Here is a 14,440-nt window from a genome sequence, read left to right as displayed (position 1 = left end):
GATGATCCGTATCCACTACTCCGACCTCTGGCAGGGCATTGCGCGCGAGGTACCGGAGCGCACGGCGATCATCACGCGCGACGGTGACATGACCTGGGGGCAGTTCGCTGACGAGTCCGGCGGCATCGCGCGCTACCTCATCGACGAGTGCGGTCTGCAGACCGGGGATGCCGCGGCGACGCTGCTCTACAATCGGCCCGAGTACCTCACCTTCACCTGGGCGTGCCTCGCCACCGGTGTCGCGCCGGTAGCCCTGAACTACCGCTACAACGCCAGCGAGGTGCGGGCGCTGCTGGTGGATTCGGACTCGAAGGTGCTCTTCGCCCCCGCGTCGTTCGGCGCCATCGCCGCCGAGGCCGCCGCGGGGCTCGACATCCCGATCGTGATCGTCGACGACACAGACACCGATCCGGACGTTCGCTTCGACGTCACCTCGGTTCCGGGTGCCGTGCGTTACGACGACATCGTCGCGGCGGGCGGATCCATGCCGGCCGAGGCGCCCGCGGGTGCGGTGCTGCGTCTTTACACCGGCGGCACGACCGGCGCCCCGAAGGCCGTCGAATGGGACCTCGACACCCTGCTCGAGGCACGCCGGCAGTCCACCTGGGCCGTGACCGGAATCGAGCCGCCCGAGACGCTTGCCCGTGCCATCGAGATCGCGATCGACCCGGCGACACCGAAGGTCGTCACGCTCCCGATGAGTCCGATGCTGCACGGCACGGCGCAGTCGATGACGATGGGCACCCTGTCGCTCGGCGGCACGGTCGTGTTGCACGCGCACCCGAGCATGGACCTCGAAGAGGCCTATCGCCTCATGTCCGAGAACGGGGCGACGCGGCTCATCGTCGCGGGCGACGCCCTCGCGCTTCCCCTCGCCGAGAAGGCCGAACAGCACGATGGACTCCCCCACGTGAAGTGGATCTTCTCATCGGGCATGCGGTTCAGCGACGAGGTGAAGCGGCGGCTGCACTCGCTCGGCGACCTCGAGATCATCGATCTGCTCGCGTCCAGCGAGGGCGGACCGTACGCGTTCGGCATCACGAAGAGCGTCGATGACCTGCCCGCGCGGCTCGTGCTGACGCCCGGTGCCGTGCTGCTCGACGAGGACTACAACGAGATCTCGCTCGAGGCCGGTGCCCTCGGCATCCTCGGCTATCGCGGTGTACTGCCCAAGGGCTACTACGGCGATCCCGAGAAGACCGCCAAGACGTTCCTGCAGATCCGCGGGCACCGCTACGTCGTGCCCGGTGACTGGGCGCGCTCGAACGGCGACGGCACGATCGACCTGCTCGGGCGCCTCTCGGCCGTGGTGAACACCGGCGGTGAGAAGGTGTTCCCGACCGAGGTCGAAGAGGTGCTGCTCGAGCATCCGAGTGTCGGCGATGCGATCGTATTCGGCCTGCCGCATCCGCGATTCGGTGAGGCCGTCAGCGCGATGGTCGCACCAGCCGAGGGCGCCGAGATCGACAGCTCCGAACTGCTCGAGTTCGTCGCATCGCGACTGGCCGGATTCAAGAAACCGCGGCACCTCTTCGTGCGCGAGACGCTCGGCCGCTCGATCACGGGCAAGGTGGAGCTTGCTCGCGTGAAAGAGGACGCGCTGCGCGAACTGCAGGAGGCAAACGTATGAGCAAGATCCCCGGATTCGACCCCGCGCCGCTGACCGCGATCGACATGCACGTGCACGTCTCGATCGATTCGACCGGACGCACGGCGTCGCCGCCGGCGCTCACCGAGGCCCTCGCGAAGTACTTCAAGAGCAATGAGAAGCCTCGGGATGTCGACGCCACCGCGGCCTACTATCGCGAGCGGCAGATGGGCGCGGTCGTGTTCACGGTCGACGCGACCACGAATCTCGATCACGCGCCCAACAGCGTCGACGAGATCGTCGAGGGCGCTGCTCGCAACGCCGACGTGCTCATCCCCTTCGGCAGCGTCGATCCGCTCCAGGGCGAGGCCGCGGTCGACGAGGCACGCCGGCAAGCGTCGATCGGCGTGCGCGGGTTCAAGTTCCACCCCACCGTGCAGGCGTTCGATCCGTCCGACCCCGCCTACACACCGCTGTTCGGCGCGATTGAAGAGCTGGGCCTGCCGATCGTCGTGCACACCGGCCAGACCGGCGCCGGCGCCCAGTTGCCCGGCGGGTTCGGGTTCCGGCTCGGTCTGTCCAACCCGATGCTGCTCGACGACGTCGCCGCTCGTCATCCCGATCTGCAGGTCGTCATGGCCCACCCGAGTGTGCCCTGGCAAGACGAGCAGCTCTCCGTGGCCACGCACAAGGGCAACGTCTGGATCGAGTTGTCCGGCTGGTCGGCGAAGTACTTCGCGCCCTCGCTGGTGCGTGCCGCCCGCACGTACCTCAACGCGAAGACGCTGTTCGGTTCGGATCTTCCAGCGCTCACACCCGACCGCTGGCTGAAAGACTTCGATGCGCTCGAGCTTCCGGATGCGGCACGACAGGCGATCGTGAAAGACAATGCCGTTCGGCTCCTCGGTCTGGGTTGATGGGCGATAACTGATGGGTGATATCTGATGGGCGATAGCTGATGGATGCACCGGCTCGGGGCGCGGCCCCGACCGACCTGCTCGGCTATGCGGCCGACCTGCTGTCGGAGGGTGAACTCGCGAAGCTGCAGGCCCTGCGCGATCTGCTCGAGGCGCGCGCCCGCCCGCACCTGGCCGACTGGTGGGAGGCGGCCGAATCCCCCGCGCACCTGCGCACCGAACTCGCGGCCCTAAACCTCGAGGACGACCCCGAGCTGCTCGACGAGAACGGTGCGCCGAACCCGTACTACGTCGGGTTCAAGCACTTCGAGTTCCAGCGCTTCGATGCATCCATCGCGACCATCTACGGCGGACAGGTCGGCATGTTCCGCACCGTGGTGCGCGAGGGCGGCAGCCCCGAACAGGTCGCGCGGCTCGATCCGCGCATCCCCTCGTTCGAGCTGACCGGATGCTTCGCGCTGACCGAACCCGACCACGGCTCGGACGTCGCGGCCGGGATGCAGACCATCGCGACCCGCGAGGGCGATTCGTGGCGCATCACCGGCCACAAGCGGTGGATCGGCAACGCCGCACTCTCGGACGTCATCCTCGTGATCGCGAAGGATGCGGCGGATGGCGCGGCGAAGGCGTTCCTCGTGCCGCGTAACGCTCCGGGCGTCGGCGTGACCGACATCCGCGGCAAGATCGCGCTCCGCATGGTGCGAAACGGCGACATCACGCTCGACGACGTGGTCGTGCCCGACTCCGAGCGATTGCAGCGCATCGACTCGTTCCGGGATGTCTCGGCAATCCTCGCGCAGCTGCGCTACGTGATCGGCTGGAACGCGGCTGGCATGCAGATCGGCGCCTACGAGGCCGCGCTCCGGTATGCCCTGGGTCGACAGCAGTTCGGTCGTCCCATCGCGGGGTTCCAGCTCATTCAAGAGAAGCTCACCCGCATGCTCGGCAACGCCACGGCGACCCTGTCGTTCGCCGTTCGCCTGACCGACCTGAAGATGCGGGGCGAGCTCACCGAGACCGTCGCCGCGCTGGCGAAGGCCTGGGCCGCCGACCGTGTGCGTGAGACCGTGGCGCTCGGTCGCGAGATCGCGGGTGCCGAGGGCATCCGCGTCGACAACGACCTGGCCCGGTATTTCACCGACGCCGAGGCGGTCTACACGTACGAGGGCACGCACGAGATGAACTCCCTCATCGTCGGGCGCTCGATCACGGGCCTGTCGGCGTTCACGCGCTAAGCGGATCGCCCGCGCCGAAGCATCCGTCCCGTCCCTGCATCAGGAGGCAGTTGTGAAGTACACGAAGCTCGGCGAGAGCGGACTCACGATCTCGCGTCTCGTGCTGGGGTGCATGAGCTACGGCGAACCCGGTCGGGGCGGGCACGGCTGGTCGCTCGACGAAGACGCGTCGCGCCCGTTCTTCCGCTCCGCCGTCGAGGCCGGAATCACGAGCTTCGACACCGCGAACGTGTATTCGCTCGGGTCCAGCGAGGAGATCACAGGACGGATGCTCCGCGAATTCGCGACCCGCGACCAGGTGTTGATCGCGACCAAGCTCGCGATGCCGATGGGGTCGGGCCCGAACGATCGGGGTCTGTCACGCGGGGCGATCATGACGCAGGTGGATGCCTCGCTGCAGCGGCTCGGCACCGACTACATCGACCTGTACCAGATCCACCGCTACGACCCCCACACACCGATCGAAGAGACCATGCTGGCGCTGCACGACGTGGTGCGCGCGGGAAAGGTGCGCTACATCGGGGCATCTTCGATGTGGGCCTGGCAGTTCGCGCGGATGCAGCACATCGCGGAGCTGGGCGGTTGGACACCCTTCGTGTCGATGCAGGATCAGTACAACCCGATCATGCGCGAAGAGGAGCGCGAGATGCATCCGTTCTGCGCCGCGACCGGGGTCGGGGTGCTCAGCTACAGCCCCCTCGCGCGCGGGCGCCTGTCGCGCCCGTACGGTGCGGACAGCGAGCGGCTCGGGCTCGATGAGACCGGCGCGAAGCTCTATCGCCAAGACGAGACGTCCGATCGGGCGATTTCGGATGCCGTGGGGTCGATCGCCGACGAACGCGGGATCTCGCGCGCCCAGGTCGTCTTGGCGTGGCAGTTCACGAAGGCGGCCGTCTCGGCGCCCATCATCGGGGCGACGAAGCCGAACCACCTCTCGGACGCGGTCGCCGCGCTCGATGTCGAACTCACGGCGGACGAGGTGGCGCGGATCGAGGCGCCGTACACACCGCGGCGGCCCGAGGGGTTCGTTTAGGGCTGCTCGCGGTTCGCCGGTCGTGGTGAGTTGCTCGGGTCAGCTCGCGGCGTCACCGTAACCCGCGGCCGCGAGGGTGCGTGAAATCGACGTCGCGGTCAGACGGATGAGGTGCACCATTCCCCGCACGTCGCCCGTCTCGGGCGGATACGACAGCGAGACGGCGGCGATGACCGAACCGTCGAATCCGCGAACGGGTGCGGCGACGGCGACGTTCTCGAGGTCGGTCTGCCGGTCGCTCACGGCATAGCCGCTGCGTTGGATGTCGACGAGCACCCGCTCGAGCGTGTCGCGATCGGTGTAGGTGTGCGCGGTGAAGGCGGGCAGGTCGCCCGCGAGCACCTCTTCTTGGACGTGCCGCGGCGCGTAGGCGAGCAGAACCTGGCCGATCGCGCTCGTGTGCATCTGGTACCGGTCGCCGATGATGGGGCGGCGCGGGTTCTTGCGCGGGTTGTGGAAGCGTTCGATCGAGACCAGCTCAATTCCCTCGCGGATCGCAAGGTGGGTCGCGAATCCGGTCGTTTCGTAGAGGTCGAGCAGGTACGGTCGCGCGTAACGCTGCAGGCCGACCGAGCGGGGGGCGCGGGATGCGACCTCCCAGAGGCGCAGCCCCACACGGTAGCGGCCATCCGTGTCCCGCTCGAGGGCGCCCCATTCGGTCAGGCGCTGCACGATGCGGTAGCAGGTCGCGATCGGCAGGCCGCTGTTCCGACTGATGTCGGAGAGGGCTTGGCGCGAGCGCGTCCCTTGGAATGTGGCCAGGATCGAGAGTGCGCGATCAACCACCGAACGAGACCCGGCATCCGGGTCGAGGACCTTCATTGGCGCCATCGTCATGCCTGACAGGCTACTCCTCGATGTACGCTTTGGCACCCCTGAGTACGCTGGGCGTTCACATGATGTCGGCTGTGCGTCTGATTTTTCGGTGACCGACCGGACATTTTCGGTCACCGAGCCCCTCTGGCTCGTCGAACTGCAGCCGAGCTGCGGTCGCCGCTTGCGCGGGAAGCGACCAGCCCCCGCTTGCGGTCGCTGAGCTTGTCGAAGCGACCCACCCGAGCTCGCAGGTACTGAGCCCGTCCCGACTGTTCACCCGGCGTTTCCTTACGAGTCCAGCGGTCTCGTAATTCCGCGCCATCTCTCCGGGTTTCCATACCAATGGTCTTCACACCACGGAAAGGACCCCCACATGTCTCGCTCCCCCATCCCCTTCCTCGCCCTCGGCGCCGTCGCGGTGCTCGCTCTGACCGGTTGCCAGAGCGCAGCCGCAGACGCGACCACCGATGCGGGCGCATCCGATGCCCCGATCACGATCGCCACGATTCCCCTCGGCGACGATCCGTCGGCCGAGAACCCCGCCGACGCTCTCGCGCGGCTGATCGAAGAAGAAACCGGCCGCGAGGTCGAAGTGACCGACGTGCCCGATTACCTGAGCGTGGTGGAGGCGATTCGCGCCGATCACGTCGACATCGGCATCATGAGCGGCTTCCCGTCGGCCCTCGCGGTCAACACGGGCGAGGTCGACGCTCTGCTCGCCTGGGGAGCGGACGACACACCCGTGTCGACCTGCGTGGTTCTCGCCGACTCCCCCATCGAGACCGTCGACGACCTCGAGGGCAAGACGGTCGCGTTCGCCGACCAGGCGTCGAGCTCGGGATACTTCATGCCCGTGCACATGCTGCACGAGGCCGGACTCGAGAACGGCGTCGACTACGAAGGCGCGTTCTCAGGCGGACACGAGGGCAGCTTCGTCGCCCTCGAGCAGGGTCAGGTCGATGCCGCATGCACGGCGATCATGCTCACCAATCTCGGCGAGCCCTACTTTCCGTTCGCGGACGGCGAGTGGCGCGGTATCGGCGAGAGCGCCTCGATGCCGGTGTCGGGCAGCGTGCTTGTCCGACCCTCGCTCGATGCCGAGACGCGGTCGCTGCTCGAGAAGGCGATTCCGGCCGTGTTCTCGGAAGAGAACGCCGAGGCCCTGGGTGCGTACGGCGAAGGATTCATCGGCCAAGAAGTCATGATCGCGCCGGACGCGAGCATCTTCGACGGGTTCGTCGAGATCGCGGCGGTCGCGGGCGTCGACCTCGAGGACCTGCGTTGACCCTGTCACCCGCTGCCCCCGCGATCCGCGCGACGGGCGCTGAAATCCCGACCACCCCACTCGTGAGCGTGCGGGGGCTCACCGTCGCGTACGACGGCACCCCCGTGCTGGAGGGGGTCGACCTCGCGTTGCACGCCGGCGAGATGGTGGCGCTCCTCGGCGCCTCGGGCTCGGGCAAGTCGACGCTCATGCGGAGCCTCACCGGTTTCGCACCGTCCGCCGCGGGGCAGGTCACCGTGGCGGGCCGGCACGTCGGGGGCCTTCGTCCGCGCGAGATGCGACACCTGCGATCGGATGTCGGTCAGGTGTTTCAGCAGTTCAACCTGATCCCGCGGATGAGCGTACTCACCAATGTGCTCACGGGTGGGCTGTACAACGCGGGACCGTCCAACCTCGTCGGAGGCTTCGGACGCGAACAGCGGATGCGGGCGATGCACTACCTGGACCGTGTCGGCATCGCCCACAAGGCCACCGCGCCGGCACGTTCGCTGAGCGGCGGGCAGCAGCAGCGCGTGGCGATTGCACGGGCCCTCATGCAGCAGCCGCGGCTCATCCTCGCCGACGAGCCGGTCGCTTCGCTGGATCCGAAGCTCGCTGACTCGGTGCTGGGCCTGCTGCGCGAGATCGCGGTGACCGACGGCATCCCCGTCCTGGTCAGCCTGCACGTGCTGCCGCTGGCCCTGCGCTACTCGGATCGAATCGTCGGCCTGCGTCATGGGCGCGTGATCGTGTCGGCCCCGACGTCCGAGCTCGACGCAGAACGCCTGGCCGTTCTCTACGACGACGAGCAAGACGATCAGCATGACCACGATGCTCCCGAGGAGGCACCCCGTGTCCACCACCGCGCCTGAACGTGCGCCCCGCGCCGCGGGTCGCGCCCCCGTCGCACTCGATCCCGCCGAGCGTTCCCGCCTCGAACGGGCGTTCCGCATCCCGCGCACGCGCTTCCTGATCGGCATCCCGATCGCTCTGGTCGTGCTGCTCTGGTCGTTCCAGGGCGCTGAGTTCAACTTCAGCAAGCTGGCCGACGGTGCGGTCAACATGGCCGAGTTCACGAGTCGGCTGTTCCCGCCGGACTTCTCGGACTTCGGCACGATCGTGGCCCTGCTCATCGAGACGCTGCAGATGGCGATCGTCGGGACGGGGCTCGGCGCCATCCTGTCGCTGATCGTCGCTTTCGGTGCTTCGTCGAACCTCGCCCCGACCTGGCTGTATTACCTCTCGCGCTGGGCCATGAACATCATCCGTGCCGTGCCCGACCTGGTCTTCGCGCTCATGTTCGTCTCGGCCGTCGGCCTCGGGCCCTTCGCCGGCATTCTCGCCATGACGCTCGGGTCGATCGGATCGATCGGGAAGGTCTTCGCCGAGGCCATGGAGTCCGTCGACCGTGGCCCCATGACGGCGATGGAGGCGGTCGGAGCGTCCAAGCGCCAGGTCATCCAGTACGGAGTGCTGCCCCAGGCCGCACCCTTGCTGGTTTCGTACACGCTGCTGCTGTTCGAGGGCAATGTCCGGGGCGCCACGATCCTCGGGCTTGTCGGTGCGGGCGGCATCGGCCTCGAACTCACCACGGCCATGCGCATGTACGACTACGGGCACCTGAGCGCCATCATCATCTGCATTATCGTGCTCGTCACGGTCATCGACCAGGGCAGCGCACTCATCCGAAAGCGAATCACATGAACACGTTCGACATCACCCTCAGTCCCCCCGTGAACCTGCGCGACCTCGGCGGCATCCCCATCGAGGGGGGAACGCTGCGCCCCGGCATCGCGGTGCGTGCCGACGACCTCGCGACGATCACCGAGTCGGATGCTTCCGCGCTCGTCGCGAGCGGAGTCACCGCAGTGATCGACCTCCGCTCGACGGGCGAGGTGGCGCTGACGGGTCGCGGCCCGCTCGCCGGCCAGCCCGTGGCCTACCACCACCTGCCGCTCATGGCCGATGTGGGAGAGGGAATGTCCCACGAGAGCATGCGCGACTTTTCGCACGAGTCGATGGGTCACATGTACGTACGGATGGTCGAGGCGGCGGCGCCTCAGCTCGCAACGGCGCTCACGGTCATCGCGCTCTCGCCCGGGGCGACGGCGTTCCACTGCGCCGCGGGTCGTGACCGCACCGGTGTGCTTGCGGCGATGCTGCTGCTCTGTCTCGGCGCGAGCGACGACGACATCGTCACCGACTACGCGCGCACCGGTATGAACATGGTCGCCATCAATGAGCGGATGCGTCCCACGATGGGCGTGCTGCTCGAGCGTCTCGGGTTCGATCTCGAGCAGATGGCGGCGCTGACCGAGGCGCTGACCGATCAGCGGATGGCCGTGTCGATGCAGATACTTCTGACCGAGCTGCGTGAGCGTCACGGCGATCCGCTCGCTCCCGTCCGCGAGGCGGGTCTCGCAGATGCGAGCATCGCGCGGTTGCGAGCGCGGGCCCTGGCTTCGGTGTGACGATGACTTCGACCGTGACAACCACGGCAACTCAGCGCGCGGCTCGCCGGCCGGGGCGCCCCCGGGATGAAGACATCGAGCGCCAGATTCTCGATGCCACGCTCGCGCTCATCGATGCGGGCGATGCGGTCACGGTGGGGCGGGTCGTCGCCGGTTCCGGCGTCAGCAGGGCGGCACTGTACCGGCGGTGGCCCTCACTCACGCAGCTGATCGCGGCGGCACTCGACCAGGGGCGCTCGATTCCCCGGCCCATCGTTCTTGGTGACGACGGGTCGGCGGTCAAGGCCGCGATTCTCGGGTCGCTGACGCTCGAGCAGGGAGAGTCGCTCACGTGCTACACCGAACAGCGCTTCCGTCAGCGCATCGCGCTCGCGATGGCCGACCGCAGCCTGCAGCGGGCGTACTGGCAGACACATGTCACACGACGCCGGGCGAGTCTCGAGGCGGCGCTGCGCGAGGCGATCGAGCGGGGCATCCTGCGCCCCGATCTGGATCCCGCGACCGGCTTCGATCTTCTCGCCGGTGTCGTCTATTACCAGGTCGTCGTGCGCGGCGAATCGTTCACCGACCCGGGGGTCATCGCGCGCTGCCAGCAAGCATTCGAGATCGCGTGGGAAGGGATGCTCAGGCGCTGAGCGCCCTCGCTCGTGCAAAGCTAACCTCGTGATTCTCGAGCACGCCATCCTTCCCGTCCGTTCCGGCAGCGAACCTGACTTCGAGGCCGCGTTTGCGAAGGCCCGACCGCTCGTCGCCGACCAGCCCGGGTGTCGGTCCGTGTCTCTGTCCCGGTCGATCGAGTCCCCGAACCTCTATCTGCTGCTGATCGAATGGGACTCGGTCGAGGCACACACCGACGGGTTCCGGATGTCTCGCGAATACGAGTCCTGGAAGACGCTGCTGCATCACTTCTACAACCCGTTCCCGGTGGTCGAGCACTTCACATCCGTCGTCGCGGGTTGATCCGGCCCGCTCACGCAGTTCGGAGCTGAGCACGCCCTCTTGGGGAACGTTTTCTCATGTTCTTCTCATCTTTGAAGGCCTGATCCGGGTGCTTTTCGGGGCTTCGATGTCGGTGGTTGGTCGGATGATGAAGTCATGACCGAATCCGCACTGAACGCCCGGCTTCGGGCTGATGCGCGGATGAACCTGTTGCTGCCGAAGCTGATCGAGATCCGTGCGGCGAAAGCCCGGTTGGATGCGGAAGAAGCTCGCATGCTCGCGGAGGCGCAGATGATCGCTGCGGACTGGACCGAGGAAGCCGATAACGGTCGCGTCGGGTCAGACGCCGCGTTCCCGTATCGGTCGATCGCGGCCGAGATCGGTGCGGCACTGCGGATCAGTGACCGCACCGTGCAACGTCAGATGGGCGAAGCCGCAACCCTCGTGAACGACTACGTCGGGACGCTGGAAGCGTTGGATGCCGGGGTCATTTCTGCTGCGCATGTGCGGGCGATCGTGACGGCCGGGTCGATCATCGAGACCCCGGAGATGCGCGGCGAGTTCGAACAGGATGTGCTGCAGATCGCGGCGGCGGAGTCTGCGACGCGGCTGACGCCGTTGGCGAAGCGGCGGGCGGAGTGGTACGCCGACACGACATTCGAGCAGCGCCACCGCCGGGCGGTCGAGGACCGCGCCGTGTGGGTGACCGATGTCGACGACGGGATGGCTGAGCTGCGCGCGCTGTTGCCCGCCGTGGTCGCGCATGGCGTGCATGACCGGCTCAGCGAGATGGCACGCTCCGTGATCGATGCACGCCGCGACGCCGATGGCATCGCAGAATCCGACGCGCACGCGCACGCGCACGCGCAGACACAGGCGCAGACGGATGGCGAAGACACCGACACCGCGGACGTCCGCACCACGGACCAGATCCGTGCTGACATCTTCGGCGACCTGCTCCTCACGGCCGCCCCGACCGCCCACGATGGCGGTCCCACCGACCTGGGTGCGATCCGCGCCACCGTGCAGATCACCGTCCCGGTCATGTCGCTGATCGAGAAGCGGATCACCGACCCATATGAGTCCGAGTTTCTCGTCGGGCACTCCCCCGTCGACCCGGAAACCGCGTGCATGCTCACCGCGGGGGCAACCGGGTGGGACCGGATCCTCACCCACCCCATCTCCGGTCAGGTCCTCGCCGTTGACCGATACTGTCGCGCGTCAGAATGTTTGGCAGGGGTAGTTAGTTGCTGATGTAACGCCCCAGCTGAGAGGTCTGAATGTCATGAGTCGTCCACCGACGATCCCCGTGGAGAAGAAGCTCCGCATCGTGTTGTCCGTGTTGCAGGGCGAGATCACGATCGCTGAAGCGGGCCGCCGTGAGAAGGTCTCGGAGCAGGCCATCGGGAACTGGAAGCGCCAGTTCCTCGAGGGCGGCAGAGCCGGCATCGAGGCGGGTAAGTCCAAGCCCTCGACCCGCGAGCAGCAGCTCGAGGACGAGGTCGCCGAGCTCACCCAGGCGCTGGGTGAGGCCGCGGTCGAGATCCGGGTCTGGAAGAAGAGCGCCGAGGGCCGCCTGGGCCCTTCGAGGACCTCGAGGTGATCCGCACCGAGGCGGGCATGTCGACCGCGAGGTTCTGTCAGCTGATCGACATGCCCGAACGCACCTGGCGGCGCTGGCAGGCCAAGGCGAAGACTGACCGGCCGCCGAAGGGCCCGTGGCCGCAGCCGGCGCGAGACGCGGCCCGGCCGCTGGTGGTCGCGCATGCGTTGAAGAAGCCGGAGTGGGGCCACCGGAAGATCTGGGCGATGACCCGCCATGACGGACACAAGGTGTCCCAGGCGACCGTGCTGCGGCTGCTGCGCGATGACGGGCTGATCCTGCCATCGGAGTACCAGAAGCAGCGTCGAGAACTCGCGAAGAACCGCAAGGCCGCGTTCGCACGAAACCCGACCGGCCCGAACCAGGTATGGCAGTTGGACTTCAGCGAGTTCGAGACCACCCAGGGTGGGATCTGGAGGATCGCCGGCTGCCGGGACTGGTACTCGAAGCTCGAGCACCCGTTTCACACCTCGCCGACCGCGAACCAGCACGACGCGATCGCCGCGATCGAACTCGCCCTCGTCGACTACGTGACCCTGTTCGGCCACCCCCTCGTCGACCAATGTCAGGTCGACGACGAGACCGGCGAGCTGCTGCCGGTCGTCACGATCGTCACAGACAACGGCGGTCCATTCCGATCGATGAACTTCGAGCTGTTCATCATGCGCCACCCCGAACTGCGACACGTCCGCACCAGGGTGAAGTCACCGGGGCAGAACGGATCACGCGAACGCGGCTTCGGGACGCTGAAGTACGAACGGCTGTTCCTCGACGACATCCCCGACGCGCTCACCCTCGTCGAACGCGCCGAGGACTACCGCATCGAGTACAACGAGACCCGCCCTCATGAGGCGATCGCTTGGAACCGGCCGATAGAGGTGCACATGGGCCTGGCCGACCCGACCATCCCCAACTTCGAAATCGAAGAATCCCTGCCAACTACTTGACGCGGGACATGTCCGTCGAACGACAGACCGGGGTATGTCGTTCGTTACGCAGCCACCCCTGCGCGGGTGGAGAACGGGAACTTCGGGAAGGCGGGCTGAGCCTCAGGCGGTAACCAACCGAGTACGGATGAGAGTAGTGATCTCTTCCCTGGCACATTCCTCCATTCCTGCGTGACGCGGAGCGCTCCTTGAGCGCCCCGCTGGGACTCGGAACGCCGGGCGGGATTCGCCCCCACCGCTACCCCGAACGCCGCGATGCGGCGCCCGGGGCCCCTCCTCGCGGCGTGGGCCCACCCGCGGCTGACGGGGCCTCGTCCCGATGGGGGCGGAAACGAAAAAATCCCCCGGGAATCCGGGGGATTTTGTCGTTTGTGACCCCAGCGGGATTCGAACCCGCGTTACCGCCGTGAGAGGGCGGCGTACTAGGCCGCTATACGATGGGGCCTCACAAGACAACCGTACAAGTATGCCACGCCACGACGGGGGCGACAAATCACGCGCGTGCCGGAGCACGACGCTTGCCCAGGGGCTCGACAAAGCGGTTGACTTCAAGGATGCGCCTCACCAAGAACGAACACGCCGCCCTCCTCCTCGAAGAATCCGGGCGCTCGCTCGTCATCGACCCGGGGTCGCTCAGCACCCCCTTCCCCGACCTCACAGGCGTCGTCGCCGTCGTGCTCACCCACGAACACCCCGACCACTGGACACCCGAACAACTCGACCGCATCCGCAAAGCCTCCCCCGGCGTACCCATCTACGGACCCGAAGGCGTCGCGGCCGCTGCGTCCGACTACGACATCACCGTCGTCGGCCCCGGCGACATCGTCGACATCGAACCCTTCACCCTCCGCTTCTTCGGCGGCGCACACGAGATCATTCACAGCTCCATCCCCCAGATCCAGAACGTCGGCGTGCTCGTCAACGACGTCTTCTACTACCCGGGCGACTCCTACGCCGTACCCGAAGGCGTCGACGTCAAAGTGCTCGCCGCACCCCTCGGCGCCCCCTGGCTCAAGATCTCCGACGCCATCGACTTCGTCGTCGCCGTCGGCGCCCGCCGCGTCTTCGGAACCCACGACATGACCCTCTCGGTCGTCGGCCGCGACATGCACCGCGCCCGACTGCAGTGGGCCGCCAGCCAGAACGGCGGCGAATTCCTCGCCGTCGAACCCGGCGAATCAATCGACATCTAAGACATCCGGATGCCTCGCCTCGCACGCACCCGACGGGCCGGCGTCGCCGCGGTCGGCATCGCGATCGCAGCCCTCGCGCTGAGCTCGTGCGCCGACCCCGAACCCGACCACGGCGGCGTGCGAGGCGAACCCACCCTCACCGGCCAGGCGCTCGTCGTCACCGGCATCGACGAAACCACCGACCCCCTCGGCCCCGCCGTGCGCGCCTGGTACTCGGACGGAACACTGGTCGTCACAACCCTCGGCTCGGGAAGCTGCCCGGGTGTGCCCTCGATCGAAGAAATCGGCGACGACACCGTGATCCTCTCGGTCGTGAGCAACAGCGAGGGGCCCTGCACGGCCGACCTCGGCCCGACCACCTTCGAGCTCCCGGTCGACCAAGACCTGGCCGGCTACACGGTCGACGTCACGTTCCCGGGCTGACCCGCGCGGGG

Annotated in this window: 16 protein-coding genes and 1 tRNA gene; 15 read left to right on the top strand and 2 right to left on the bottom strand. The window is 67.3% G+C overall.

Annotated features, from left to right (window positions below; genetic code table 11):
• Position 1: 1 nt before the first annotated feature.
• The 4 genes from CGU34_RS08675 to CGU34_RS08660 are packed head-to-tail and all read left to right on the top strand — an operon-like array spanning position 2 to position 4,773.
• Positions 2-1,630 carry an AMP-binding protein gene (locus CGU34_RS08675; protein WP_036301272.1) on the top strand — a complete coding sequence of 543 codons (1,629 nt, stop codon included), beginning with the start codon at positions 2-4 and terminating at the stop codon, positions 1,628-1,630.
• On the top strand, positions 1,627-2,505 hold the full coding sequence (locus CGU34_RS08670) for an amidohydrolase family protein (RefSeq protein ID WP_100813868.1): 879 nt from the start codon (positions 1,627-1,629) through the stop codon (positions 2,503-2,505). Before CGU34_RS08675 ends, CGU34_RS08670 begins: the two co-directional genes overlap by 4 nt.
• 41 nt (positions 2,506-2,546) lie before the next feature.
• Positions 2,547-3,740: an acyl-CoA dehydrogenase family protein gene (locus CGU34_RS08665; RefSeq protein ID WP_100813867.1), complete on the top strand. Its 1,194-nt coding sequence runs from the start codon at positions 2,547-2,549 to the stop codon at positions 3,738-3,740.
• Between the two features lie 52 nt (positions 3,741-3,792).
• Positions 3,793-4,773, top strand: a complete 981-nt coding sequence (locus CGU34_RS08660; RefSeq protein WP_100813866.1) for an aldo/keto reductase — start codon at positions 3,793-3,795, stop codon at positions 4,771-4,773.
• A gap of 39 nt (positions 4,774-4,812) precedes the next feature.
• On the opposite strand, the gene CGU34_RS08655 is transcribed toward CGU34_RS08660, so the two are convergent.
• Positions 4,813-5,610, bottom strand: a complete 798-nt coding sequence (locus CGU34_RS08655; protein ID WP_198517723.1) for an IclR family transcriptional regulator — start codon at positions 5,608-5,610, stop codon at positions 4,813-4,815.
• 352 nt (positions 5,611-5,962) lie between these two features.
• On the opposite strand from CGU34_RS08655, the gene phnD reads away from it, so the two are divergent.
• The 9 genes from phnD to CGU34_RS08610 all read left to right on the top strand — a co-directional run bounded on the left by phnD (position 5,963) and on the right by CGU34_RS08610 (position 12,813).
• The gene (gene phnD, locus CGU34_RS08650) at positions 5,963-6,874 is read left to right on the top strand and encodes a phosphate/phosphite/phosphonate ABC transporter substrate-binding protein (protein WP_100813864.1); all 912 of its coding nucleotides are present in this window, start codon (positions 5,963-5,965) and stop codon (positions 6,872-6,874) included.
• Complete coding sequence (locus CGU34_RS08645; RefSeq protein ID WP_100813863.1) at positions 6,871-7,725, top strand: phosphonate ABC transporter ATP-binding protein; 855 nt, start codon at positions 6,871-6,873, stop codon at positions 7,723-7,725. The genes phnD and CGU34_RS08645 overlap by 4 nt, the downstream gene beginning before the upstream one ends.
• The gene (gene phnE / locus CGU34_RS08640) at positions 7,706-8,557 is read left to right on the top strand and encodes a phosphonate ABC transporter, permease protein PhnE (protein WP_232711607.1); all 852 of its coding nucleotides are present in this window, start codon (positions 7,706-7,708) and stop codon (positions 8,555-8,557) included. The genes CGU34_RS08645 and phnE overlap by 20 nt, the downstream gene beginning before the upstream one ends.
• Positions 8,554-9,324, top strand: a complete 771-nt coding sequence (locus CGU34_RS08635; protein WP_100813862.1) for a tyrosine-protein phosphatase — start codon at positions 8,554-8,556, stop codon at positions 9,322-9,324. The genes phnE and CGU34_RS08635 overlap by 4 nt, the downstream gene beginning before the upstream one ends.
• A 14-nt stretch (positions 9,325-9,338) precedes the next feature.
• On the top strand, positions 9,339-9,959 hold the full coding sequence (locus CGU34_RS08630; RefSeq protein WP_232711606.1) for a TetR/AcrR family transcriptional regulator: 621 nt from the start codon (positions 9,339-9,341) through the stop codon (positions 9,957-9,959).
• Positions 9,960-9,987: 28 nt separating this feature from the next.
• The gene (locus CGU34_RS08625; protein WP_100813860.1) at positions 9,988-10,284 is read left to right on the top strand and encodes an antibiotic biosynthesis monooxygenase family protein; all 297 of its coding nucleotides are present in this window, start codon (positions 9,988-9,990) and stop codon (positions 10,282-10,284) included.
• A 135-nt stretch (positions 10,285-10,419) separates the two neighbouring features.
• On the top strand, positions 10,420-11,517 hold the full coding sequence (locus CGU34_RS08620; RefSeq protein WP_100813859.1) for a DUF222 domain-containing protein: 1,098 nt from the start codon (positions 10,420-10,422) through the stop codon (positions 11,515-11,517).
• Positions 11,518-11,548: 31 nt separating this feature from the next.
• Positions 11,549-11,866 carry a helix-turn-helix domain-containing protein gene (locus CGU34_RS08615; RefSeq protein ID WP_081766164.1) on the top strand — a complete coding sequence of 106 codons (318 nt, stop codon included), beginning with the start codon at positions 11,549-11,551 and terminating at the stop codon, positions 11,864-11,866.
• Positions 11,863-12,813, top strand: coding sequence for an integrase core domain-containing protein (locus tag CGU34_RS08610; RefSeq protein WP_036296135.1), 951 nt, complete (start codon positions 11,863-11,865; stop codon positions 12,811-12,813). The genes CGU34_RS08615 and CGU34_RS08610 overlap by 4 nt, the downstream gene beginning before the upstream one ends.
• Positions 12,814-13,185: 372 nt before the next feature.
• Here CGU34_RS08610 and CGU34_RS08605 read toward each other — a convergent pair.
• Positions 13,186-13,258, bottom strand: a tRNA-Glu gene (locus CGU34_RS08605).
• Between the two features lie 109 nt (positions 13,259-13,367).
• Between CGU34_RS08605 and CGU34_RS08600 the strand changes: the two genes are divergently transcribed.
• Both CGU34_RS08600 and CGU34_RS08595 read left to right on the top strand, forming a co-directional pair.
• On the top strand, positions 13,368-14,006 hold the full coding sequence (locus tag CGU34_RS08600) for an MBL fold metallo-hydrolase (protein ID WP_100813858.1): 639 nt from the start codon (positions 13,368-13,370) through the stop codon (positions 14,004-14,006).
• Positions 14,007-14,015: 9 nt separating this feature from the next.
• Positions 14,016-14,429 (top strand): hypothetical protein, encoded by a 414-nt coding sequence (locus CGU34_RS08595; protein WP_100813857.1) that lies wholly within the window; start codon positions 14,016-14,018, stop codon positions 14,427-14,429.
• Positions 14,430-14,440 lie beyond the last annotated feature (11 nt).

The organism is Microbacterium lacus (assembly GCF_002812805.1).
Taxonomy (GTDB): Bacteria; Actinomycetota; Actinomycetes; order Actinomycetales; family Microbacteriaceae; genus Microbacterium; species Microbacterium lacus_A.
The sequence above is the reverse complement of the archived record's forward strand: the minus strand, read 5'-3'. Positions and strand labels throughout refer to the sequence as shown.